Origin of the sequence: Pseudomonas sp. NFX5, from assembly GCF_049132125.1 — a bacterium.
Taxonomy (GTDB): domain Bacteria; phylum Pseudomonadota; class Gammaproteobacteria; order Pseudomonadales; family Pseudomonadaceae; genus Aquipseudomonas; species Aquipseudomonas marginalis.
In genome coordinates this window covers 277,559-300,808 of the sequence record NZ_JAFMZG010000028.1, presented here as the reverse complement: position 1 = coordinate 300,808, position 23,250 = coordinate 277,559, and the positions used below count along the sequence as shown (strand labels likewise).

Annotated in this window: 20 protein-coding genes; 4 read left to right on the top strand and 16 right to left on the bottom strand. The window is 62.1% G+C overall.

Features of this window, described 5'->3' with window-relative positions; genetic code table 11:
* Positions 1-8: 8 nt before the first annotated feature.
* The 4 genes from J1N02_RS18505 (at position 9) to J1N02_RS18490 (ending at position 5,228) form a co-directional block, all read left to right on the top strand.
* The gene (locus J1N02_RS18505) at positions 9-686 is read left to right on the top strand and encodes a heavy metal response regulator transcription factor (RefSeq protein ID WP_027604753.1); all 678 of its coding nucleotides are present in this window, start codon (positions 9-11) and stop codon (positions 684-686) included.
* Complete coding sequence (locus J1N02_RS18500) at positions 676-2,040, top strand: heavy metal sensor histidine kinase (protein WP_027604754.1); 1,365 nt, start codon at positions 676-678, stop codon at positions 2,038-2,040. Before J1N02_RS18505 ends, J1N02_RS18500 begins: the two co-directional genes overlap by 11 nt.
* Positions 2,041-2,328: 288 nt before the next feature.
* On the top strand, positions 2,329-3,657 hold the full coding sequence (locus J1N02_RS18495) for an OprD family porin (RefSeq protein WP_027604755.1): 1,329 nt from the start codon (positions 2,329-2,331) through the stop codon (positions 3,655-3,657).
* Positions 3,658-3,743: 86 nt separating this feature from the next.
* The gene (locus J1N02_RS18490; protein WP_421147553.1) at positions 3,744-5,228 is read left to right on the top strand and encodes a sensor domain-containing diguanylate cyclase; all 1,485 of its coding nucleotides are present in this window, start codon (positions 3,744-3,746) and stop codon (positions 5,226-5,228) included.
* Positions 5,229-5,341: 113 nt separating this feature from the next.
* On the opposite strand, the gene lpxC is transcribed toward J1N02_RS18490, so the two are convergent.
* The 16 genes from lpxC to mraZ all read right to left on the bottom strand — a co-directional run bounded on the left by lpxC (position 5,342) and on the right by mraZ (position 23,164).
* Entirely contained in the window at positions 5,342-6,253 is a 912-nt protein-coding gene (gene lpxC / locus J1N02_RS18485) for a UDP-3-O-acyl-N-acetylglucosamine deacetylase (protein WP_003171886.1), read from the bottom strand.
* A gap of 112 nt (positions 6,254-6,365) precedes the next feature.
* Complete coding sequence (gene ftsZ, locus J1N02_RS18480) at positions 6,366-7,571, bottom strand: cell division protein FtsZ (RefSeq protein WP_017526184.1); 1,206 nt, start codon at positions 7,569-7,571, stop codon at positions 6,366-6,368.
* 74 nt (positions 7,572-7,645) lie between these two features.
* Positions 7,646-8,908: a cell division protein FtsA gene (gene ftsA / locus J1N02_RS18475; RefSeq protein ID WP_027604757.1), complete on the bottom strand. Its 1,263-nt coding sequence runs from the start codon at positions 8,906-8,908 to the stop codon at positions 7,646-7,648.
* A gap of 15 nt (positions 8,909-8,923) precedes the next feature.
* Positions 8,924-9,793 carry a cell division protein FtsQ/DivIB gene (locus tag J1N02_RS18470; protein WP_027604758.1) on the bottom strand — a complete coding sequence of 290 codons (870 nt, stop codon included), beginning with the start codon at positions 9,791-9,793 and terminating at the stop codon, positions 8,924-8,926.
* A 4-nt stretch (positions 9,794-9,797) separates the two neighbouring features.
* The gene (locus J1N02_RS18465; RefSeq protein ID WP_065938561.1) at positions 9,798-10,754 is read right to left on the bottom strand and encodes a D-alanine--D-alanine ligase; all 957 of its coding nucleotides are present in this window, start codon (positions 10,752-10,754) and stop codon (positions 9,798-9,800) included.
* Positions 10,751-12,199 carry a UDP-N-acetylmuramate--L-alanine ligase gene (gene murC / locus J1N02_RS18460; protein ID WP_421147552.1) on the bottom strand — a complete coding sequence of 483 codons (1,449 nt, stop codon included), beginning with the start codon at positions 12,197-12,199 and terminating at the stop codon, positions 10,751-10,753. Before murC ends, J1N02_RS18465 begins: the two co-directional genes overlap by 4 nt.
* Positions 12,192-13,262 (bottom strand): undecaprenyldiphospho-muramoylpentapeptide beta-N-acetylglucosaminyltransferase, encoded by a 1,071-nt coding sequence (murG, locus tag J1N02_RS18455; protein ID WP_027604761.1) that lies wholly within the window; start codon positions 13,260-13,262, stop codon positions 12,192-12,194. The genes murC and murG overlap by 8 nt, the downstream gene beginning before the upstream one ends.
* Positions 13,252-14,475 carry a putative lipid II flippase FtsW gene (gene ftsW, locus J1N02_RS18450; RefSeq protein ID WP_027604762.1) on the bottom strand — a complete coding sequence of 408 codons (1,224 nt, stop codon included), beginning with the start codon at positions 14,473-14,475 and terminating at the stop codon, positions 13,252-13,254. The genes murG and ftsW overlap by 11 nt, the downstream gene beginning before the upstream one ends.
* On the bottom strand, positions 14,472-15,818 hold the full coding sequence (gene murD / locus J1N02_RS18445) for a UDP-N-acetylmuramoyl-L-alanine--D-glutamate ligase (RefSeq protein WP_027604763.1): 1,347 nt from the start codon (positions 15,816-15,818) through the stop codon (positions 14,472-14,474). Before murD ends, ftsW begins: the two co-directional genes overlap by 4 nt.
* A gap of 6 nt (positions 15,819-15,824) precedes the next feature.
* Complete coding sequence (gene mraY, locus J1N02_RS18440; RefSeq protein ID WP_003171875.1) at positions 15,825-16,907, bottom strand: phospho-N-acetylmuramoyl-pentapeptide-transferase; 1,083 nt, start codon at positions 16,905-16,907, stop codon at positions 15,825-15,827.
* On the bottom strand, positions 16,907-18,277 hold the full coding sequence (locus tag J1N02_RS18435) for a UDP-N-acetylmuramoyl-tripeptide--D-alanyl-D-alanine ligase (protein WP_098480360.1): 1,371 nt from the start codon (positions 18,275-18,277) through the stop codon (positions 16,907-16,909). Before J1N02_RS18435 ends, mraY begins: the two co-directional genes overlap by 1 nt.
* Positions 18,270-19,733 carry a UDP-N-acetylmuramoyl-L-alanyl-D-glutamate--2,6-diaminopimelate ligase gene (locus tag J1N02_RS18430; protein ID WP_421147551.1) on the bottom strand — a complete coding sequence of 488 codons (1,464 nt, stop codon included), beginning with the start codon at positions 19,731-19,733 and terminating at the stop codon, positions 18,270-18,272. The genes J1N02_RS18435 and J1N02_RS18430 overlap by 8 nt, the downstream gene beginning before the upstream one ends.
* On the bottom strand, positions 19,733-21,475 hold the full coding sequence (locus tag J1N02_RS18425; protein WP_162844256.1) for a peptidoglycan D,D-transpeptidase FtsI family protein: 1,743 nt from the start codon (positions 21,473-21,475) through the stop codon (positions 19,733-19,735). The genes J1N02_RS18430 and J1N02_RS18425 overlap by 1 nt, the downstream gene beginning before the upstream one ends.
* Positions 21,475-21,768 carry a cell division protein FtsL gene (ftsL, locus tag J1N02_RS18420; protein WP_003216203.1) on the bottom strand — a complete coding sequence of 98 codons (294 nt, stop codon included), beginning with the start codon at positions 21,766-21,768 and terminating at the stop codon, positions 21,475-21,477. The genes J1N02_RS18425 and ftsL overlap by 1 nt, the downstream gene beginning before the upstream one ends.
* The gene (gene rsmH / locus J1N02_RS18415) at positions 21,765-22,712 is read right to left on the bottom strand and encodes a 16S rRNA (cytosine(1402)-N(4))-methyltransferase RsmH (RefSeq protein WP_010213048.1); all 948 of its coding nucleotides are present in this window, start codon (positions 22,710-22,712) and stop codon (positions 21,765-21,767) included. The genes ftsL and rsmH overlap by 4 nt, the downstream gene beginning before the upstream one ends.
* The gene (mraZ, locus tag J1N02_RS18410; RefSeq protein ID WP_003171868.1) at positions 22,709-23,164 is read right to left on the bottom strand and encodes a division/cell wall cluster transcriptional repressor MraZ; all 456 of its coding nucleotides are present in this window, start codon (positions 23,162-23,164) and stop codon (positions 22,709-22,711) included. The genes rsmH and mraZ overlap by 4 nt, the downstream gene beginning before the upstream one ends.
* Positions 23,165-23,250 lie beyond the last annotated feature (86 nt).

The window sequence follows — 23,250 nt, the reverse complement described above, 5'->3', positions numbered from 1 at the left end:
AAAGGCTCATGCGCGTACTGATTGTTGAAGATGAAGAAAAAACCGCCGATTACCTGCACCGCGGCCTGACGGAGCAAGGCTACGCCGTCGATGTGGCGCGCGAGGGTGTCGAGGGCCTGCACCTGGCGCTGGAGAACGATTACGCGGTGATCGTGCTCGACGTGATGCTGCCCGGCCTCGATGGCTTTGGCGTGCTGCGTGCATTACGCGCGCGCAAACAGACGCCGGTGATCATGCTCACCGCCCGCGAGCGCGTGGAAGACCGTATCCGCGGCCTGCGCGAAGGCGCCGACGATTACCTCGGCAAACCGTTTTCCTTCCTCGAACTGGTGGCGCGCCTGCAAGCCCTGACCCGCCGCAGCGGCGGCCATGAACCGGTGCAGGTCACGGTCGCCGACCTGTGGATCGACCTGATCAGCCGCAAGGCCAGCCGCAATGGCGTGCGCCTGGACCTGACCGCCAAGGAGTTCTCGCTGCTCAGCGTATTGGCGCGGCGCCAGGGCGAAATCCTCTCCAAGACCTCGATTGCGGAAATGGTCTGGGACATCAATTTCGACAGCGACGCCAACGTGGTCGAGGTGGCCATCAAGCGCCTGCGCGCCAAGCTTGACGGGCCGTTCGAACACAAGCTGCTGCACACCATTCGCGGCATGGGTTATGTGCTGGAGAATCGCAGTGTCGGCTAACTCCATTGCCCTGCGTCTCAGCAGCATGTTCACCCTGGTGGCGGCGCTGATATTCCTGTTGATCGGCGGCGCGCTGTATCAGCAGGTGGACCGCAGCCTGGGCTTGCTGCCAGGGGCGGAGCTGGACGCGCGCTACAGCGTGTTGGAATCCTCTGTGAACCGCTTCGGCACGCCGGACCATTGGGTGAAGATTCAAGCCAAGCTCAAATTACTCGGCGAGGAAGACAAGCGCATCCGCTTCTGGGTCGTCAGCAGCGATCCGACCTACGAGTATGGCAACCCCGATGCGCAGATCCGCGCCTTCGCCGAGGGCCCGACCGGCAAGCGGGATCTGCGCCTGCCGGGGCGCGAGTACCCGTTCAAGGTGCTGGTGAGCCAGTTCCCGGCCAAGGACCAACGCCCGCCGCTGCGCTTCATGATTGCCATCGACACCGAAAACTTCCGCGCCACCCAGCACCACCTGCTGGTGGCGCTGGTCAGCCTGGCGCTGGTCGGCGTGGTGCTGGCGGCGCTGCTGGGGTTCTGGGTGTCGCGCATTGGCCTCAAGCCGCTGGGCAAACTCTCGGATGAAGCACAGAAACTGGCGCCACCGAAGCTCTCCGGGCGCCTGCAACTGTCGCCGCTGCCGCCGGAGCTGAGTCAGTTCGTCAACTCGTTCAACGCCACTCTGGACCGCGTGGAACAGGCCTACTCGCGCCTGGAGTCGTTCAACGCCGACGTCGCCCACGAACTGCGCTCGCCGCTGACCAACCTGATCGGCCAGACCCAGGTTGCCCTGACACGCGGGCGCTCGGCCGAGCACTACTTCGAGGTGCTGCAATCCAATCTCGAGGAATTGGAACGCCTGCGTTCGATCATCAACGACATGCTGTTCCTCGCCAGCGCCGACCAGGGCAGCAAGGCCACCAAGCTGAGCGAAAGCTCCCTGGCCGATGAAGTGGCGACCACTCTCGACTACCTGGACTTCATCCTTGAAGACGCCCAGGTTCAGGTACGCGTGCATGGTGACGCCCGGGTGCAGATCGAAAAAGCCCACCTGCGCCGCGCCCTGATCAACCTGCTGAGCAATGCGGTGCAGCACACCGCGCCGGGGCAGGTGATCGATGTGAACATCGACGTGCTGGAGCATCAGGTGGCAATCGGCGTGACCAACCCTGGTGACGTGATTGCCAGCGAACACCTGCCCCGGCTGTTCGAACGCTTCTATCGGGTGGACGCGTCGCGCAGCAACAGCGGGGCGAATCACGGCTTGGGGCTGGCCATCGTCAAGGCGATTGCCTTGATGCACGGCGGTGATGTGTTCGTGCGCAGCGATGTCAGCGGCAATACCTTTGGCATTACCCTGCCGGTCTAGACATCTCCCCCATGGCCCTCAGCATCACTGTTGCTGTTTTGGCAACAGTCATTATCTTGTTACACTCTGTATCGCAGCGCTCGCCTGCGTTAATTTGACGCATCGATGAGCGCGACGGCAAAGGCAGCTGACCCGCTTACCCGAATTTCCCTCGACTTATTTCCAGGGCTCTACACTGGGAATCTGTCTTAAAGCCGCTGACTTCAGCGGCTTTTTTTTGCGGTAAAAAAAGGCCAGGCACACCCCCACGACACTGGCCGTTTTCGATTGACCAAAGGAGCTCCACCGGTGAAGAACTCGCTGACGTTCACCCCGTTATTCCTCGCGATTGCAGCAACGATCGTTCCCCTTGCCCACGCGGCAGACACCACCCCCGCCGACGGATTCGTCGAAGGCTCGCACCTCGACATCAACACCCGCAACTACTACATGAACCGCGACCGTCGCGACCTCCACACCGATGACAGCAAGGAATGGGGCCAAGGTTTTATTGGCACCTTCGAATCCGGCTACACCCAGGGCACTGTCGGCTTCGGCCTGGACGCCCACGCCATGCTTGGCCTCAAGCTCGACGGCGGTGGCGGCACCGACGGTTCCAGCATCCTTCCCTACGGCAGTGCTGACGGCAGCGGCAAAGCGCCCGGTGCGTTCTCCACCGCAGGGGGCACCTTGAAGATGCGCGCCTTCGACACCGAGCTGAAGGCCGGTGACCTGTTCCTCAACAACCCGGTGATCGCCGGCGGCATGACGCGCATGCTGCCGCAGACTTTCCGTGGCGTGAGCCTGAGCAACCACAGTTTCGACGGCTGGATGCTCGAAGGCGGCCAGGCCAGCTTCACCAAGCTCTACAACCAGAGTGGTCACCGACGCATCGGCACCAGCTATGGCGCATTGCCCAGCAACGCTGACAGCCAGCACATGAATTGGGCGGGCGTGTCGTTCAGCGGCATCCCGGGAGTGACCAGCAACCTGTACGCTTCCGAACTCAAGGACGTGTGGCACCAGTACTACTACGACCTGGACTACACCTACGCGCTGAACGACCTGGTCAGCCTCAACCCGGGCCTGCACTACTACCACACCCAGGACACCGGCCAGTCGCTGCTCGGGGATATCGACAACAACACCTACAGCCTGCACTTCACCGTCGGCGTGGGCCACCACAGCGTCACCGCCGCCTACCAGCGGGTCAACGGCAACACGCCGTTCGACTACATCAGCCAGGGCGACAGCGTGTACCTGGACAACTCCCAGCAATACTCGGACTTCAACGGCCCCAATGAGCGCTCATGGAAGCTCAAGTACGCCTACGACTTCGCGGGCCTCGGCATGCCTGGCCTGACCTCGGCGGTGTCCTACATCAGCGGTAAGACCGACCTGACCAAAGTCGACCCGCAAAGCCGTGGCTACAGTGCCTGGTACAGCGCCGATGGCAAGGACGCCAGACACTGGGAACGGGATATCGATGTGAAGTATGTGGTGCAGGGCGGCAAGGCCAAGGATCTGGCGATGCGCCTGCAATGGGCAACCAATCGTGGCAGTCATGGCTACTCGGCGGTGGACCGGGATGTGGATGAGTACCGAGTGATCGTCGACTACCCGATCAACGTGTTCTAACGCGCAGATCTTTCTTTTTAACCGAGTATTTAATTTTCATCGGGTAGAACTAAACTGCCAGCATCCACATCGCTGAAGTCTGCCCGATGAGTCAACGCCGTGTCCGTACCCTGGCCGCACGCCCAGAACTGTTAATGGTTCTGGGCAGCGGTATCACTGTTGTCTTGATCGTGGTCATCGTCGCCGCGTTGCTGATCCGCGAACACGCCAGCACCCTGCAGGCCGCTACGCGCTCAACCACCAATATCGCCCAGTTGATCAACGCCGACGTGCTACGGAACGTCGAGCTCTACGACCTGGCACTCAAAGGGTTGATTGCCGCCAAACAACGCGAAGACCTGTCCCAGGTTACGGCGAATATCCAGCACCTGGTGCAGTTTGACTTGTCCACTGCCGCACCTTTCAAGGGTGAAGTGCTGTTGTTGGACGCCGACGGCGCGGTGATCGCGGACTCTTCCACCCTGCAGCCCACCCCGCGCAACTTTGCCAGCCGCGATTACTTCCAGGTGCATGCCAAAGACGCCCAGGCCGGTTTGTTCATCAGCCGACCGTTCAAGATCCACTGCGATTGCGACCAGGTCTGGCGCATGGCGTTCAGTCGGCGCGTATCAGGCCCCAATGGTGAATTTGCCGGCGTTGCCGTCGCAACCATGCGCCTGGCGTACTTCGATCAGCTTTTCAGTACGCTCACCATCGGCAACGGCAGCAGCGTCAACCTGCTGAGCAACCGAGGCATTTTGCTCGCCCAGCAACCGCTGCTGGAGCGCGACATGATCGACAAGGACCTGAGCGAACGTCCCAACTTCAAGCGCATGCTGCGCGAAGGCAGTGGCAGCTTCCAGGCCATCTCTGCCATCAGCGGCAAGGAGCGCCTGTACACCTTCACCAATGTCGGAGAGCTGCCGCTGATTGTGGTGGTGGCCCTGTCCAGTGAAGATGTATTCGCCCCCTGGAAGCGCGCCGCACTGCTGACCAGTGGCGCCACGGGTATCCTGTGTATCGGCTTGTTATGGCTGACCTGGATGCTGCGCCGGGAACTGCGCCGCCGTTATCGCGCAGAGCGCGTCCTGTCAGAACTGGCAGCCACCGACGCCCTGACCGGCCTGGCCAACCGCCGCATCCTCGACGAACGCCTGCGCCTTGAATGGGACCGGGCGCAACGTTCGCTCGAACCACTGACTGTGCTGATGATCGACGTGGACCACTTCAAGGCCTTCAACGACCGCCACGGCCATCATGGTGGCGATGCAGCACTGCGCACGGTGGCCCAGGTTATCAGCGCCAATATCCGCCGCCCTGCCGACCTCGCAGCGCGTTACGGCGGCGAGGAGTTCGCGGTGGTGCTGCCCAATACGGACGCCAAGGGCGCGTGGGTCATCGCCGAGCATATCCGCAGCAGCATCGAACATTTGCCGCGGGTGGCGGGGGATGAGCAGCCGATCACGGCGAGCATCGGCATGAGCACCCGGGACAAGCGCAGCCGGATGTCCCTGGAGGGCTTGCTGCTCAGTGCGGACCGGGCGTTGTATGAGGCCAAGCACACGGGGCGCAATCGGATTGGATGCCAGTGAGGGGTGATGATCGCCACCACGCTGCGCATGGGAACGAGGGAGGCGCGTCACAGGCACATAAAAAAAGGCCACCCGAAGGCAGCCTTTAAAAACTAAAGAAAGAGAGTTGTTACTTACACCGCCGCAACGGGACGCATGTAAGAGATCGGTGCGGTGCTGGCATCTTCGAAGGTCACGACTTCCCAAGCGTCTGTCTGCTCAATCAACTTGCGCAGCAGCTGGTTGTTAAGGGCGTGGCCCGACTTGAAGCCTTTGAACTCGCCTATCAGGCTATTGCCCAGCAGGTAGAGGTCACCGATTGCATCGAGGATCTTGTGCTTCACGAATTCGTCTTCATAGCGAAGGCCGTCTTCGTTCAGTACACCATCCGCGTCGACCACAATGGCGTTTTCAACGCTGCCGCCGAGTGCGAGGTTGTGCTTGCGCAGGTACTCGATGTCACTCATGAAACCAAAGGTACGGGCGCGGCTGACTTCTTTTACGAACGAAGTGCTGGAAAAATCCACGCTTGCACTCTGGGTGCGGTCACGGAATACCGGGTGATCGAAATCGATCTCAAAGCTCACTTTAAAGCCTTCGAACGGGACGAAGGTGGCGCGCTTGTCGCCGTCTTCTACTGTCACTTCCCGCAGAATGCGTATGAACTTCTTGGCTGCGTCCTGTTCTTCCAGGCCGGCAGATTGAATCAAGAATACGAAGGGTCCAGCGCTGCCATCCATGATCGGGACTTCGGACGCGGAGAGCTCGACGTAGGCGTTATCGATGCCCAAACCGGCCATGGCCGAGAGCAAGTGCTCCACCGTGTCCACTTTGACGTCACCGTTGACCAACGTGGTCGACATCGTGGTTTCGCCAACATTTTCCGCGCGAGCAGGAATCTGCACCACAGGGTCCAGGTCGGCACGCACAAACACGATGCCGGTGTCGACAGGTGCAGGCTTGAGGGTCAGGTATACCTTCTCCCCGGAGTGCAGACCTACACCTGTGGCACGAATAATATTCTTCAGGGTGCGTTGTTTAATCATGGCTTGGACCGCTTCAGCGCAAATTGCGAACTGGTATCAACAAAGGCTGGCGATAATAGCAGACCAGACCTTTGCTGAACACCAATCACCTTCATAGCCCTGATACATTCCATTAATCGGCCTGACGACGCAGGAATGCCGGGATGTCCAGGTAGTCCAGATCATCTTGCGGATTCGGGCTACGGGACGCCGCAGCACCGGCCTGAGCCTGGTTGCGCATCACGGTCGGACGATCCAGGTCACGGTAGTTCACCGACGGCAGTTCCTGGCGCGAAGGCGCTGGAGCGGCAGCCGCTTGGCTCGCGTGGCTGGCCTGGCTGTTATGCAGGGTGTTGTCGATGACCTTCACAGGCTTCTCGATTTTCGCGCCCAGGCCGGTGGCAACCACGGTCACGTGCAGCTCGTCGCGCATGTCCGGATCGATAACGGTACCGACCTTGACCATGGCGTGCTCGGAAGCGAAGGCTTCGATGATGCTACCCACATCGGAGTACTCACCCAGGGACAGGTCAGGACCGGCGGTGATATTCACCAGGATGCCGCGTGCGCCTTGCAGGTTCACGTCTTCCAGCAACGGGTTGCGGATGGCCGCTTCGGTGGCTTCGCGTGCACGGTTCGGACCGCTGGCGCAGCCAGTGCCCATCATCGCCATGCCCATTTCGCTCATGACAGTACGGACGTCGGCAAAGTCGACGTTGATCATGCCCGGGCGCTTGATGATGTCGGAGATACCGCGAACGGCACCGGCCAGTACATCGTCAGCCTTGGCGAATGCGGACAGCAGGCTCGCGTCCTTGCCCAGGATGGTCAGCAGCTTCTCGTTGGGAATGGTGATCAACGAGTCGACGCTTTCAGACAGCAGACGGATACCTTCGTCGGCGATCTGCATGCGCTTGCGGCCTTCGAATGGGAACGGACGGGTCACGACCGCGACCGTCAGAATCCCCATTTCCTTGGCCACTTCGGCAATGATCGGCGCTGCACCGGTACCGGTACCGCCGCCCATGCCCGTGGTGATGAACACCATGTTGGTGCCCTGCAGCACTTCGGCAATACGCTCGCGGTCTTCCAGGGCGGCTTGACGGCCGACTTCCGGATTGGCGCCGGCGCCGAGGCCCTTGGTCACGGCTGTGCCCAATTGCAGGATGGTCCGCGCGCCGATGCTTTTCAGCGCCTGGGCGTCAGTGTTGGCGCAGATGAATTCAACGCCTTCAATGTTGCTCTTGACCATATGGTTGACAGCGTTGCCGCCGCCACCGCCGACACCGATCACTTTGATGACCGGGCTGGCGGGGATGTTGTCTACGAGTTCGAACATGTTCCCTCTCCTTTCGTTTTCTCTAGTTTTTTCGCCTACTGCTTGTTTCGGTGCTGCGGTGTTGCGGTAAATCTTTAGAAATTGCCTTTGACCCACGCCTGCAGCCGCTCGAACAACGGCGCCTTGGCCTCGTCGTCGCTGCGGTAGCTGTCACGGTTGCTCGGGCCCGACAGGGAAATGCCGTCGGTCTGCTTTTGCAGCCCGTACAACAGCAAGCCCACACCGGTGGAATAAATCGGGTTGCGCACCACGTCGCCCAGGCCTTTGACGCCATGGGGAACACCCAGGCGGACCGGCATGTGGAAGATTTCCTCGGCCAGTTCGACCGCGCCTTCCATCTTCGAGGTGCCACCGGTCAGCACGATGCCGGCCGGGATCAAATCTTCGTAGCCGCTGCGGCGCAGTTCAGCCTGGATCAGGGTGAACAGCTCGTCGTAGCGCGGCTCGACCACTTCGGCCAGGGCCTGGCGCGACAACTCACGCGGTGGACGGTCGCCCACGCTTGGCACCTTGATGGTTTCACCGGCACCGGCCAGCTTGGCCAGGGCGCAGGCGTAGCGGATCTTGATTTCTTCGGCGTACTGGGTCGGTGTACGCAGCGCCATGGCGATGTCGTTGGTCACCTGGTCGCCGGCAATCGGGATCACGGCGGTGTGACGGATCGCACCCTCGGTGAAGATCGCGATGTCGGTGGTGCCGCCGCCGATGTCCACCAGGCATACGCCCAGTTCTTTTTCGTCGTCGGTCAGTACCGAATACGCGGAGGCAAGCTGCTCGAGAATGATGTCGTCGATTTCCAGGCCGCAGCGGCGCACGCATTTTTCAATGTTCTGCGCGGCGTTGACGGCACAGGTCACCACGTGGACCTTGGCTTCCAGACGTACGCCCGACATGCCCAGGGGCTCGCGGACGCCTTCCTGGTTATCGATCACGTAGTCCTGCGGCAGGGTGTGCAGCACGCGCTGGTCAGCCGGGATCGCCACGGCCTGGGCGGCGTCGAGGACGCGCTCAAGGTCGGCGGCGCTGACTTCACGGTCGCGAATCGCCACGATGCCGTGGGAGTTCAGGCTGCGGATATGGTTGCCCGCCACGCCGACGAACGCCGAGTGAATCCGGCAACCGGCCATCAGCTGCGCTTCTTCGATGGCGCGCTGGATCGATTGCACGGTGGACTCGATGTTGACCACCACGCCCTTCTTCAGGCCACGGGACGGATGCGTGCCAATACCGACGATTTCGATCGTGCCGTCTTCCCCGACCTCGCCCACCAGCGCCACCACCTTGGAGGTGCCGATATCGAGACCGACGATCATTTTGCCGCTTTGCACGTTTGCCATGGGTCCTGCCTCTTCTTAATTCTTCGCGACAGCGGGTTGCGCTGCCGTGGGCGCAGCCGGTTCACGCCAGCCGACGGCAAGGCCGTTGGCGTAACGCAGGTCGACGCTCGCAATGTTCGTAATCTGTTCTTTCAAGGTCTTGTCATAGATGGCGATGAAACGGCGCATCTTTTCCACCAGGCGGTCGCGTCCCAGCAACAACTGGATGCCCGGGCCGGAACTGCCTGCCCCGGTCGTCAAAAACCAGCTGCCCCGTTCACGCAGTTCCAGGCGTGCAATGGAGAAGCCCATTGGCCGCAGCATCTGGCTCAGGGCCTGGTACTGCTGCATCACTTGCTGCTGCGCCCGCTGCGGCCCGAACAGCTGCGGCAGGTGCTCGTAGTTGGCCAGCTCACGCGGAGTGAACGCCTGGCCCTGGTTGTTCAACAGCGCCTCATCGCCCCAACGGGCCACGGGCAGTTGCTCTTCCAGGCGGATCGTCACCTGGTCCGGCCAGACGCGGCGGACTTCGGCGTGGGCGATCCACGGCATCTGCTCCAGCTCCCGACGCATACCGGCCAGGTCAATGGTGAAGAAGCTCGCGGCCAGGAACGGGCCGATACGCTGCTGCACCGCTTGCTGGCTGATGTAGCTCAGGTCGCCCTGCACGCTGATCTTGGTGATCGGCCGGTCGGCGTACGGCAATAGACGCTGCGCGCCCTCGTAAGTGCCGAAGCCCAAAACCACCAGCATCACCGGCCAGAACAGCGCCTTGAGGAAACCAAAGTTGGCTTTCGGCAGGCGCGCCGACATCGGCTCTTTAGCCACCATTCGACTGGCACCCCGTGGCACCGGCTTGCGGCTCGGTGCTTGTGGGGGCTGATGACGAAGCGATGCGCCTTTCATGTCCTTAGCCTCTTGGCTCGATGCTGGCGGCCAGAATCGCCAGCACTAACTGCTGGAAATCCAGGCCGGCTGCGCGAGCGGCCATCGGTACCAGGCTGTGGTCGGTCATGCCCGGTGCGGTGTTGACTTCCAGGAACCAGAAATTCCCTTGGTCATCCTGCATCACGTCTGCCCGTGCCCAACCGGCAATACCCAACGCCTCACAGGCTTTCGCCGTGAGGTCCATCAATTCCTGTTCTTTGGTTGCGTCAAGGCCGCACGGGATCCGGTACTGGGTATCGGAGGCCAGGTACTTGGCGTCGTAGTCGTAAAAGGTGTGGGGCGTGCCCAATGCGATGGGCGGCAATACCTGGCCACGCAGGGTGGCGATGGTGTACTCGGGACCCTGGATCCACTGTTCCACCAACACTTGCGAATCGTAGGTACTTGCCGCTTTCCATGCGTCGATCAATTCGGCGGCCGAGTTCACTTTAGCCATGCCGATACTGGAGCCTTCATGGGCAGGTTTGACGATCAAAGGCAGGCCCAGTTCCTTGGCTGCAGAAATACAATCGTCTTCGCTGCACAGAACACTGTGACGCGGGGTTGGAATACCCAGGCTGTGCCACACCTGCTTGGTGCGCAACTTGTCCATGGCCAGTGCCGAAGCGAGGATGCCGCTGCCGGTGTAAGGGATACCGGCACACTCCAACAGGCCCTGCATGCTGCCGTCTTCACCGCCACGGCCGTGCAGGATGATGAAGGCACGGTCGATCTTCTCGGCCTGCAGGCGGGCGAGGAAGTCATCGCCCACGTCGATCCCGAACGCATTCACGCCGGCACTTTGCAGCGCTTCGAGCACGGCGTTGCCGGACTTGAGCGACACTTCGCGCTCGGCGCTCTTGCCGCCGAACAGCACGGCCACGCGGCCGAAGTCGGCTGGCGCGATTGTCGAAAACAGGGAGCCGTAGTCAGCAGTCATTTCGACGCCCCCTTCTTGGCGGCCGCAAACAGCGGGCTCGCCAGCAACTTAGGCGCAAGGCCACCGATATCACCGGCACCCTGGCACAGCAGGATGTCGCCGGCGCGCAGCAGCGGCTTGACGATCGGCGCCAGGTCCACACCGCGCTCGATGTAGATCGGGTCCAACTGGCCGCGCTGGCGGATGCTGTTGCACAGCTTGCGGCTGTCGGCGCCGGGGATCGGTTCTTCACCGGCCGGGTAGACTTCCATCAGCAGCAGCACGTTGGCATCGGCCAATACATTGACGAAATCGTCGTACAAATCGCGGGTGCGGCTGTAGCGGTGCGGCTGGTAGACCATCACCAGGCGACGCTCCGGCCAGCCACCGCGCACGGCCTTGATCACCGCGGCAACTTCGGTCGGGTGGTGGCCATAGTCATCCACCAGCATCACGTCACCGCCTTCCACCGGCAGTTGGCCGTAGACCTGGAAGCGTCGGCCGACACCGGCAAAGCGCGACAGGCCCTCGACGATGGCTTCATCGCTGACGCCCTCGTCGGAGGCGATGCAGATGGTCGCCAGGGAATTCAATACGTTGTGGTTGCCCGGCATGTTCACCGACACATCCAGCGGCTCGCGGTCGGGACGCAGCACGGTGAAGTAGGTCTGCATGCCTTCCTGGCGCACATTGATCGCGCGCACGTCGGCGTCTTCGCTGAAGCCGTAGGTCACGGTCGGACGCTTGACCTGGGGCAGGATTTCACGCGCCACCGGGTCGTCCAGGCAAAGCACGGCCAGACCGTAGAACGGCAGGTTGTGCAGGAACTCGACGAAGGTTTTCTTCAACTTGTTGAAGTCACCGTCGTAGGTGGCCATGTGATCTTCGTCGATGTTGGTGACCACAGCGACCAGCGGTTGCAGGTGCAGGAAACTGGCGTCGCTTTCATCGGCTTCGGCGATCAGGTAGCGGCTGGTGCCGAGCTGGGCATTGGTACCGGCCGCATTCAGGCGGCCACCGATGACGAAGGTCGGGTCCAGGCCACCGGCGGCGAACACCGAGGCAATCAGGCTGGTGGTGGTGGTCTTGCCATGGGTACCGGCGACGGCGATGCCGTGGCGATAGCGCATCAGCTCGGCGAGCATCTCGGCGCGTGGCACCACGGGAATGCGGCGCTCAAGGGCAGTGGCCACTTCCGGGTTGGAGGTGTTCACGGCGCTGGACACCACCAGCACGTCAGCCTCGGCAGCGTTCTCGGCGCGGTGACCGATAAAGATCTGCGCGCCAAAGGACTTCAGGCGCTCGGTAACCGGCGACTCTTTCAAATCCGAGCCGGACACCTGGTAGCCCAGGTTCAGCAACACTTCGGCGATGCCGCACATGCCCACGCCGCCGATACCGACGAAGTGGATGCGACGGATGCGGCGCATTTCCGGTTGTGGCATGGCTTTCTGATTCTCAACCATGGGCCACCTCTAGGCAGATATCGACCACGGTGCGGGTTGCGTCAGGTTTGGCCAGGCGGCTTGCGGTGCTCGCCATGTTGTTGAGTCGTTCCGGTTGCATCAAAACCTCGGTCAGGCGTGCGGCCAAATCGGCGGCGCCAGTCGTTCTTTGCGGCAGCAGGAAGGCAGCGCCCTCCCCGGCCAAATATTCGGCGTTGCGGGTCTGGTGATCGTCGATGGCGTGGGGCAAGGGCACCAGCAAGGACGGCAGACCGGCAGCAGCCAGTTCACTGACGGTCAGCGCACCCGCGCGACAGACCACCAGGTCGGCCCAGCCATAGGCATGGGCCATGTCTTTGATAAAGGGCTGCACATTGGCCGCCACACCGGCTTCGCGATAACGCGTGGCGGTGACTTCATCGTGGTTCTTGCCGGCCTGGTGGAAGATCTCCGGGCGCAATTCCACGGGGAGTTGCGCCACGGCTTCCGGCAGCAATTTATTCAGCGGCTCGGCACCCAGGCTTCCGCCCAGGATCAGCAGGTGCGCCTTGCGCCCCGCCAGTGCTTCGCGGGCGATATCCATAAACAGCTCGGTGCGCACCGGGTTGCCGGTGGTACGGCGCTTATCCGACACACTGAAGGTGTTGGGGAACGCCTCGCACACCCGCGCAGCCAGCGGCACCAGCAAACGGTTGGCGGTACCGGCCACGGCGTTCTGCTCGTGCACGATCACCGGCACGCCGGCAAGTCTGGCGGCGACGCCACCGGGGCCGGTCACATAACCACCGAAGCCGAGCACACACACCGGCTGCAATTCACGGATGACCTTGCGCGCCTGCCACACCGCCTTGAGCAACACGAACGGTGCCTTGAGCAGGGACAACGTGCCCTTGCCGCGCAGGCCCGTGACGTTGATCAGGTGCAACGGCAATCCCGCATTCGGCACCAACTCGTTTTCGATGCCGCGCGGTGTACCCAGCCAGTGCACGGTGTAGCCACGGTTCTGGAATTCCCGCGCGCACGCCAGGGCCGGGAACACATGGCCCCCGGTGCCGCCGGCCATGATCAGCACGTTAGCGCCCATGGGTCGGCTCCTCGGCGAAGTCGCTTTCGCTGAACTCCATCTCTTCGCTGCCCAGGTGGGTTCGACTCTCCCACTCGATGCGCAGCAACAAGCCAAGACAGGCGCAGCAGATCACCAACGAACTGCCGCCATAGCTGAGGAACGGCAAGGTCAGGCCCTTGGTCGGCAGCAGGCCGACGTTCACCCCGATGTTGATCAGGAACTGGCCGATCCACAGGAACGACAAGCCGTAGGCCACATAGGCGGCGAAATACTGTTTGGCCTTCTCGGCCCACAGGCCGATGTACATGCCGCGGACACACACGAACACGAACAGGGCGACGGTGCACAGCGAGCCGACCACGCCGAGTTCTTCGGCGAGTACGGAGAACACGAAGTCGGTGTGCGCTTCCGGCAGGTAGAACTGCTTCTGCACGCTGTTGCCCAGGCCCACGCCCAGCCATTCGCCGCGACCGAAGGCGATCAAGGCCTGGGTCAATTGGTAGCCGGAACCGAACTGGTCGGACCAGGGGTCGGTAAAGGTGATCAGACGCGCCATCCGGTACGGTTGTGCCTGTACCAGGATGGTCACCGCCGCCACCGCCAGCACCACCATCAAGCTGAAGCGGAACAAGCCCACGCCGCCGAGGAACAGCATCGCCGCGGCCGCGCCCATCATCACCACGGTGGCGCCGAAGTCAGGTTCCATCAGCAACAGGCCGGCCATGGGCAGCAGCACGATGAATGGCTTGAAGAAGCCCATCCAGCTTTCGCGCACTTCCTTCTGGCGACGCACCAGGTAACCGGCCAGGTAGATCACCACGAACACCTTGGCGATTTCCGACGGCTGCACGTTGAACGCACCGAAGCCAATCCAGCGCATCGAGCCGTTCACCTCGCGGCCGATGCCGGGCAGGATCACCATGACCAGCAAGCCGAACGCGCCGATCAGCATCAGCCAGCCCAGGCGCTGCCAGGTGGCGATGGGGATCATCATCGTAACGATGCACGCGCCCAGGCCGATAATCAGGTACACCAGGTGACGGATCATCATGTACAGGGTATTGCCCGATTGCACGGCGGCCACTTCGGAAGAAGCCGAGGTGATCATCACCAGGCCCAGGCCCAGCAGCGCGAGGCAACCGGCGAGCATCGGGAAATCAAGGTCGATGCCGCGCCCGGTAATGATCGGCGACGGGTACGGCTTGATGATGTTTCTGAAGTCAATGCTCATGCCAAGCCCTCCACGGTGCGGGCGAACAACTGGCCGCGCTCTTCGTAGTTCTTGAACATGTCGAAACTGGCGCACGCCGGCGACAGCAGTACCGCATCGCCTGGCTGGGCCAGGGCTTGGCACTGGGCAATAGCGTCGTCCAGGGAGGTGGCACGCACCTGTGGCACGGCATCGCCAAGCGCGGCGGCGATCAAATCGGCGTCGCGGCCCATCAACACCACGGCGCGGCAATGGGCAGCCACCGGTGCCTTGAGGTCCTTGAAATCGGCACCCTTGCCATCGCCACCGGCGATCAGCACCAGTTTGCCTTCGATATCGGCGCCCAGGCCTTCGATGGCGGCCAATGCGGCCCCCACGTTGGTGGCCTTGGAGTCGTTGTAGTAACTGACACCATCAAGGTCGCGGACCCACTGGCAGCGATGTTCAAGGCCGCCGAAGGTGCGCAGGCTCGACAGCATGGCGTCGAACGGCAAGCCCACGGCGTGCCCCAAGGCCAACGCGGCCAAGGCGTTGGATTGGTTATGGGCGCCACGGATTTTCAGCTCGCGCACCGGCATCAGGTTCTGGAATTCGAAGGCCAGGTACTTCTCGCCGTTCTCTTCACGAATGCCGAAGGCCTTGAAGTCGGGTTTGCCCAGGCCGAAGGTCCAGCACGGCATGCCCTCGCCCATCAGCGGACGGCTCAGCGCATCCTGGCGATTGACCACAAATTGCTTGGCGCCGCGGAAGATCCGGTGCTTGGCCAGGTGGTACGCCGGCAGGCCGCTGTAGCGGTCCATGTGGTCTTCGCTGACGTTCAACACGGTGGCCACTTCAGCGCCCAGGTCGTGGGTGGTTTCCAGCTGGAAGCTCGACAGTTCCATCACGTACAACTCGACGTCGTCGCTGAGCAGGTCCAGCGCCGGCGTGCCGAGGTTGCCGCCCACGGCCACGCGCTTGCCGGCCGCCATCGCCATCTCGCCGACCAGGGTGGTCACGGTGCTTTTCGCGTTGGAACCGCTGATGGCCACGATCGGCGCCTTCGCATTGCGTGCAAACAGGTCGATGTCGCCGGACAGCTTCACGCCACGGGCCGCTGCGGCTTGCAGGGCCGGTGTCGCCAGGGCCAGGCCGGGGCTCACGTAGAGCTCATCGGCGCGGCACAGAAACTCGACATCCAGCTCGCCACAACGCACTTCCACGTGCGGGTAGTCACGGCGCAGCGTGACCAGCTCCGGTGGATTTTCCCGCGTATCGGCCACGGCAAACGACGTGCCCCGGTTCGCCAGGAAGCGAACCAGGGACATGCCGCTCTTGCCGAGGCCGACAACGATGCGGAAGTGGTCTGAAGCGATCAGGGACACTCGTTTCTACCTCAGTTTCAGGGTGGCAAGGCCGACCAGGACCAGAATCACGGTGATGATCCAGAAACGGACAATCACACGCGGCTCAGGCCAGCCCTTGAGTTCAAAGTGGTGGTGAATCGGCGCCATGCGGAACACGCGGCGCCCGGTCAACTTGAAGGACGCCACCTGGATGACCACCGACAGGGTTTCCATCACGAACACACCGCCCATGATGAACAACACGATTTCCTGGCGAACGATCACCGCGATGGTGCCCAGGGCCGCGCCCAGCGCCAGTGCGCCGACGTCGCCCATGAAGACTTGTGCGGGGTAGGTGTTGAACCACAGGAACCCCAGGCCGGCACCGATCAAGGCGCCGCAGAACACGATCAGTTCACCCGCGCCCGGTACGTAGGGGATCAGCAGGTATTCAGCGAATTTCACGTTACCCGACAGGTAGCAGAAGATACCCAGGGCGCCGCCCACCATCACCGTCGGCATGATCGCCAGGCCGTCGAGGCCGTCGGTCAGGTTCACCGCGTTGCTGGAGCCGACGATCACGAAGTAGGTCAGCACCACGAAGCCGATGCCCAACGGGATGCTGGCGTCCTTGAGCATCGGGATGATCAAGGTGGTTTCCACTGCGCTTGGCGCCGTGGTGTAGAGGAAGATCGCGGCGGCAAGGCCGAACACCGACTGCCAGAAATACTTCCAGCGGCTTGGCAGCCCCTTGGAGTTTTTCTCGATCACTTTGCGGTAGTCATCGACCCAGCCGATGGCGCCGAACAGCAGGGTCACCAGCAGCACCACCCATACGTAGCGGTTGTGCAGGTCGGCCCACAGCAAGGTGCTGATACCGATGGACGACAGGATCAGCGCACCGCCCATGGTCGGGGTGCCGGACTTGGACAGGTGCGACTGCGGGCCGTCATTACGAACCGATTGACCAATTTGCAGGTTCTGCAGGGTGCGGATCATCCACGGCCCTAAAAACAGCGACAAAGACAGCGCGGTCAGCACACCCAGGATCCCGCGCAGGGTCAGGTACTGAAAGACCGCGAAGCCTTTGTGGAACTGTTGCAGATACTCAGCCAGCAGCAGCAGCATTAATGTTTCTCCGTACTTGAGCCACACAAGGCCGCGACGACGTTTTCCATCACCGCGCTGCGCGATCCCTTGATCAAAATGGTTGTGTGTTTGTCTTGTTCTGCCACGCCCAGTGCCTGGATCAACTCGGCCTGGGTGGCGAAATGTCGCGCACCGGGGCCGAAGGCAGCCACGGCATGGGCCATGTTCGGGCCGACGGCGTAGAGGGCGTCGACTTTACCGGTGGCATAGGCCCCGACTTCACGATGACCTTGTTCAGCCCAGTCGCCCAACTCGCCGATATCGCCCAACACCAGTACCTTGCGCCCATCGAAGCCTTTGAGCAGGTCGACAGCGGCGTTGACGGACGATGGATTGGCGTTATAGGTGTCATCGATCACACGCATGCCGTTGCTCGCCAGTTGCGCAACAGTGCGGCCCTTGACCGGCTGCACCGCGCCCAGGCCCGTGGCGATACCGAACAGCGACACGCCCAAGGCGCCAGCCGCAGCCGCAGCGGCCAGGGCATTGGCGACGTTATGGTTGCCGAGCAAATTCAGTTGCACGTGCTCGCTACCTTGCGGTGTGTGCAACGTGAAGGACGGGCAGCCACGGGCATCGACGGTGATGTCGGAGGCATGGAAATCAGCCGCGGCGTTAAGCACGGCAAACGTCAGGACCTTGCGACCGGCGGCGCGTACACGCCAGGTCTCGAAGGCCTTGTCGTCCAGGTTCAGGACTGCGGTGCCCGATGCAGCGAGGCCCTCGAGGATTTCACCCTTGGCCTCGACGATTTTTTCCGGGCCGCCGAACTCGCCGACGTGGGCCGTACCGGCGTTATTGATAATGGCGACGTGGGGCTTGGTCAGCGCCACGGTGTAGGCAATTTCGCCGATGCGCGAGGCACCCAGTTCGATCACTGCCGCCGTGTGTTCCGGGGCGAGTTCGAGCAGGGTCAGCGGAGCGCCGAAATCATTGTTCAGGTTGCCACGGGTGGCCAGCACGGGGCCGCGCGTACGCAGGATACCGGCGAGCAGTTCCTTGACCGTGGTCTTGCCGCTGGAGCCGGTGATGGCGGCAACGGGCTTGTCGAAAGCGGCACGGTTCAGCGCCCCCAATTGGCCGAGGGCCAGGCGGGTGTCGGCGACCAGCAGTTGCGGCAAGGTGGAATCAGCCACTTCGCGCTGCACCAAGGCACCTGCGGCGCCTTTGGCGGCGACTTCGTTCAGGTAGTCGTGACCGTCGAAACGCGGGCCGGCCAGGGCGACAAACAGTTGCCCCGGCTGGATCGCGCGGCTGTCGATGCTCACGCCGCTGAAGCTGCAATCGCTCGACAGTACGCGTGCCGACAGGGCCTGGGTCAGTTCGCTGAACGTCATCGCCTTAAGCATGGGCAACCTCCCAGGCGGTCAAGGCATGATCGGCCTCGACCAGATCGGAGAAGGCATGACGCTCGCCGTTGATTTCCTGGTAATCCTCATGCCCCTTACCGGCCAGCACGACCACGTCGTCAGCACTGGCGCTGGCGATCAACCGGGCGATTGCCGCGCCGCGACCGGCGACGAAGGTGGCCTTGGATGCATCTTTGAAGCCGGTGCGAATGTCATCGAAAATCCGGCCTGGGTCTTCGCTGCGCGGGTTGTCGTCGGTGACGAGCACACCATCGGCCAGGCGTTCGACGATCTCGGCCATCAACGGCCGCTTGCCGCGATCACGATCACCGCCACAGCCGAACAGGCAGAGCAACTTGCCCTTGGCGTGAGGGCGCAGGGCTTCGAGGACTTTTTCCAGCGCATCCGGGGTATGGGCGTAGTCAACCACCACCAGCGGCTGCGTACCGCCACCCAGGCGTTGCATGCGACCGGCCGGGCCTTCCAGCTTCGGCAGCACCTTGAGAATCTCGTCCAGTGCGTAATCCAGGCCGAGCAGCGCGCCGATGGCGGCAAGCACATTACTCAGGTTGAAACGCCCGAGCAGGGTGCTGCGCAAGTGGTGCTCGCCCTGAGGCGTGACCAGTGTGGCGCGCACGCCTTCGTCATTGAATTGGGCTTCGCGGCAATACAGGTACGCGCCGGCGTCTTCCAGGCTGTAGGTGATCAGGCGCGCTTCGCTGTCTTGGGCCGCCAGTTGGCGACCAAAAGCGTCGTCCAGGTTGATCACCCGGCACTTGAGGTCATTCCAGGCAAACAGCTTGGCCTTGGCGGCGGCGTACGCCTCCATGGTGCCGTGATAATCCAGGTGATCGCGGGACAGGTTGGTCATCACTGCCACATCAAAGGCCAGGGCGGTGACGCGGCCCTGGTCCAGACCGTGGGACGACACTTCCATGGCAATCGCCTTGGCACCGGCCTTTTTCAGGTCGGCCAGGGTCGCTTGCACGGCGATGGGGTTCGGCGTGGTATGCAGGCCGCTTTGCAGCGCGCCATAAAAACCGGTACCCAGGGTGCCGACGATGCCGCAGTGCTGGCCCAGCAGGTCAAGGGCCTGGGCGACCAATTGGGTCACGCTGGTCTTGCCGTTGGTACCCGTCACGCCCACCAGATTGAGGTGGCGGCTCGGGTCGCCGTAAAAACGCCCGGCAATATCGGACAGTTGCTTGGCCAGCCCCTTGACCGGGATCAGCGGCACGTCGGTGATCGGCAGCACCGTGGCGCCTTCGACTTCATAGGCCACGGCAGCCGCGCCGCGCTGCAGAGCGTCGGCGATGTGCGCACGGCCATCGTACTTGCCGCCCGGCACCGCCAGGAACAGGTCGCCAGCGCGCACGTTACGGCTGTCCAGGGTCAACTCGCGAATCAGCAGATCGCGGCCGGCGTGGGCAAAAATCTTGTTCAGGCTAAGAGACATCAGCCGCGCCCTCCATTGGCTTTTACTGCAGCGGCCGGTGGTCCGGCATTCGCTTGTTGGGTCGGCGGCAGGTTATCCGGGGTGATGTTCATCAGGCGCAGGGTGCCGGACATCACTTTGCTGAACACCGGCGCCGATACCAGGCCACCGAAGTAACCGGCTTTGCTCGGCTCATCGATCACAACGACGATGGCGTAGCGCGGATCGCTCATCGGGCCGAAGCCGGCGAACAGCGAGCGGTAGGAGTTTTCGGCGTAGCCCTTGGTGCCCACCGACGTCTTACGCGCGGTACCGGACTTGCCGGCCACGTGATACGCCGGCACCTGGGCACGAAATACGCCGCGCGGTGCTTCGATCACTTGTTGCAGCATGCCCTGCATGGTCTTGGCGACATTTTCCGGGATCACCTGGGTGGCTTTCGGCGCTTCATCGACGTGGATCAGGCTCAGCGGCACCATGCGCCCGTTATTCGCCAGCACGGAGAAGGCATGGGCCAGCTGGATGGCGGTCACCGACAGACCGTAGCCGTAGGAAAGCGTGGCGGTCTCGGCTTTTTTCCAGTCGCGGTAGTTGGGCAGGTTGCCGACGCGCTCACCCGGGAAATCCAGGCCGGTGGGTTGCCCCAGGCCGATCTTCTGCGCCAGGTGGTAGATGGTTTCACCACCGATATCGAAGGCGACCTTACTCATGCCCACGTTACTGGAGTTGATCAGGATACCTGTCAAATCCAGCACCGGACCTTCAGTACGGGACACGTCGCGAATGGTGTATTTGCCCAGCTGCAACGTACCCGGATACACCTCGACCTTGTCGCTGGGCTTCCAGCGTCCGGTTTCCAGGGCGGCACTCATGGAGATGGCTTTCATGGTCGAGCCCGGCTCGAACACGTCGATCATCGCGCGGTTACGCATCATCGCCGGTTGCAGGTTGCGACGGTTGTTCGGGTTGTAGGTCGGCTGGTTGACCATGGCGAGGATCTCGCCGGTCTTCACGTCCATGATCACCAGGCTGCCGGCCTTGGCGCCGTTCTCGATGATCGCGTTACGCAGCTCACGGTTGGCCAGGTATTGCAGGCGCAGGTCAATCGACAACGCCAAGGGCTTTCCGGCCTTGGCGTTTTTGGTGACTTGGACATCCTTGATCAACCTGCCGCGCCGATCCTTGATGACCTGTCGTTTCCCCGGCACCCCAGCCAGCCATTCATCGTAGGCGAGTTCCACACCTTCACGACCATGATCGTCAATGTCGGTAAAGCCGACCATATGGGCAGTGGTTTCACCGGCCGGGTAGAAACGACGGAACTCCTCGATGCCGTAGACACCGGGGACTTTAAGGTCGAGCACCTGCTGGCCTTGTTCGGGGGTAAGGCCGCGAACGAGGTAGATAAATTCTTTATTTGCCTGGGCCTCGAGGCGCTCAGCCAAGGCTTTCGGATCCTGGCCCAGGGCGGCAGCCAACTGCGGCCACTTGTCCTTGGCAACCTGCAATTCCTTGGCGTTGGCCCACAGGGTGGTCACCGGGGTACTCACCGCCAACGGCTCGCCGTTACGGTCGGTGATCAGGCCACGGTGCGCAGGGATCTGGATATGACGCAGGCTACGGGCATCGCCCTGGCCGATCAGGAAGTCACGGTCGACCACTTGCAGGTCGATGATCCGCCAGGCAATCGCACCCACCATCAATGCCAGCAAGCCGAGCATCAGGCGGAAGCGCCATGGGTAGAGTGCGCCTTCGAGTTTCATCATGGCGCCACCATGCGCACTTCGGCCGCGCCCGGGATGTGCATTTTCAGCTGTTCGGTGGCCAGCACTTCGATACGGCTATGGGCCGTCCAGGTGCTTTGCTCGAGGATCAAACGGCCCCACTCCGCCTGCGCCTTGTCACGCACGCTCAATTCCCCATAGAGGGTGTTGAGCAGTTGGCGGTTGTAATGGGCGCTGTAGGACACCGCAATTGCGGACACCAGCACGCCGACAAACAGCAGCAACATAAAGAAGCTGCCGCCCGGGAGGGGCTTGGCGAAAAGCTTGCTCACCGCAGCTTCTCCGCGACGCGCATGACGGCGCTACGGGAACGTGGGTTGGCCTTGAGTTCGGCTTCGGAAGCGAACTGCGCTTTGCCATGGATTTTGATTTTCGGCACAAAGGCTTCGAAACGTACCGGCAGGTTGCGCGGCAGGTTGTCGGACTCGCCCTTGACCAGGCGGCGCATGAACAGCTTGACGATGCGGTCTTCCAGGGAGTGGAAACTGATCACCACCAGGCGACCGCCTACTTCCAGCGCCTCGAGGGCGGCCTCGAGGCCAGCCTCCAGGTCGCCCAATTCGTTGTTGACGTGGATACGCAGGCCCTGGAACGCGCGGGTCGCCGGGTTCTTGCCCTTTTCCCACGCGGGGTTGGCGACTTTCAGCACTTCGGCCAGGTCGGCGGTGCGCTCGAACGGCTGGATTTCGCGGCGCTCCACCACGGCACGGGCCATGCGGCCGGCGAAGCGTTCTTCACCGTATTCCTTGAACACACGGGCGATTTCTTCCACCGGCGCGGTGGCAATGAACTGCGCGGCACTGACGCCACGGGTAGGGTCCATGCGCATGTCGAGGGGGCCGTCGTTCATGAAGCTGAAGCCGCGCTCCGGGTCATCGAGCTGCGGCGAAGACACGCCCAGGTCGAGCAAAACCCCGGCTACCTTGCCCGCCATGCCACGCTCGGCGACTTCGGCACCCAGCTCGGCAAAGCTGCGCTGCACAACGACAAAGCGGCCGTCTTCGGCCGCTAGCGCTTGCCCGGTGGCAATCGCTTGGGGGTCTTTGTCGAACCCGAGGAGTTTGCCGTCGGGCCCGAGCTGGCTGAGGATCAACCGGCTATGCCCGCCCCTGCCAAAGGTACCGTCCAGATAGCAGCCATCCGCGCGTACGGCGAGAGCCTCAACGGCTTCGTCAAGCAGTACGGTGATGTGGTTAAAGCCGCTATCAATAGTCACAGGATCAAATCACGCAGTTCATCAGGCATGGCGCCCGGTTGTTGAATAGCAGCCAGGTCAGCTGCAGAAACAGCATCCCAGGCATCTTCGTCCCACAATTGGAACTTGTTCAGTTGGCCGACCAGCATTGCGCGCTTATCCAGCTTGGCGTACTCGCGCAAACGCGGGGGCACCAGGAAACGACCACTGCCATCGAGTTCGAGGTCGACGGCATTACCAATCAGCAAACGCTGCAGACGGCGGTTTTCTTCACGCAATGAAGGCAAGGCACGCAACTTGGTCTCAATCAACTCCCACTCATCGAGGGGGTAAACACATAAACAAGGGTCAACGGCATCGATTGTGATGATCAACTGTCCGGAACTTCGCGAAATCAGCTCGTCACGATACCGGCTCGGCATGGCGAGACGGCCTTTTGCATCGAGACTGATAGCGTTAGCTCCGCGAAACACAGATGCGTTTCTCCAAATTTTAGCGTTTTACGTTCAAAAAACCCACTTTGTGCCACTTTCCGCCACTTGCGCACACTATAGGAATG

Coding starts and splice junctions, on each gene's coding strand:
- J1N02_RS18505 (WP_027604753.1), top strand. CDS start 9: ATGCGCGTACTGATTGTTGAAGATGAAGAAAAAACCGCCGATTACCTG.
- J1N02_RS18490 (WP_421147553.1), top strand. CDS start 3,744: ATGAGTCAACGCCGTGTCCGTACCCTGGCCGCACGCCCAGAACTGTTA.
- lpxC (WP_003171886.1), bottom strand. CDS start 6,253: ATGATTAAACAACGCACCCTGAAGAATATTATTCGTGCCACAGGTGTA.
- ftsZ (WP_017526184.1), bottom strand. CDS start 7,571: ATGTTCGAACTCGTAGACAACATCCCCGCCAGCCCGGTCATCAAAGTG.
- ftsA (WP_027604757.1), bottom strand. CDS start 8,908: ATGGCAAACGTGCAAAGCGGCAAAATGATCGTCGGTCTCGATATCGGC.
- J1N02_RS18470 (WP_027604758.1), bottom strand. CDS start 9,793: ATGAAAGGCGCATCGCTTCGTCATCAGCCCCCACAAGCACCGAGCCGC.
- J1N02_RS18465 (WP_065938561.1), bottom strand. CDS start 10,754: ATGACTGCTGACTACGGCTCCCTGTTTTCGACAATCGCGCCAGCCGAC.
- murC (WP_421147552.1), bottom strand. CDS start 12,199: ATGGTTGAGAATCAGAAAGCCATGCCACAACCGGAAATGCGCCGCATC.
- murG (WP_027604761.1), bottom strand. CDS start 13,262: ATGGGCGCTAACGTGCTGATCATGGCCGGCGGCACCGGGGGCCATGTG.
- ftsW (WP_027604762.1), bottom strand. CDS start 14,475: ATGAGCATTGACTTCAGAAACATCATCAAGCCGTACCCGTCGCCGATC.
- mraY (WP_003171875.1), bottom strand. CDS start 16,907: ATGCTGCTGCTGCTGGCTGAGTATCTGCAACAGTTCCACAAAGGCTTC.
- J1N02_RS18435 (WP_098480360.1), bottom strand. CDS start 18,277: ATGCTTAAGGCGATGACGTTCAGCGAACTGACCCAGGCCCTGTCGGCA.
- J1N02_RS18430 (WP_421147551.1), bottom strand. CDS start 19,733: ATGTCTCTTAGCCTGAACAAGATTTTTGCCCACGCCGGCCGCGATCTG.
- J1N02_RS18425 (WP_162844256.1), bottom strand. CDS start 21,475: ATGAAACTCGAAGGCGCACTCTACCCATGGCGCTTCCGCCTGATGCTC.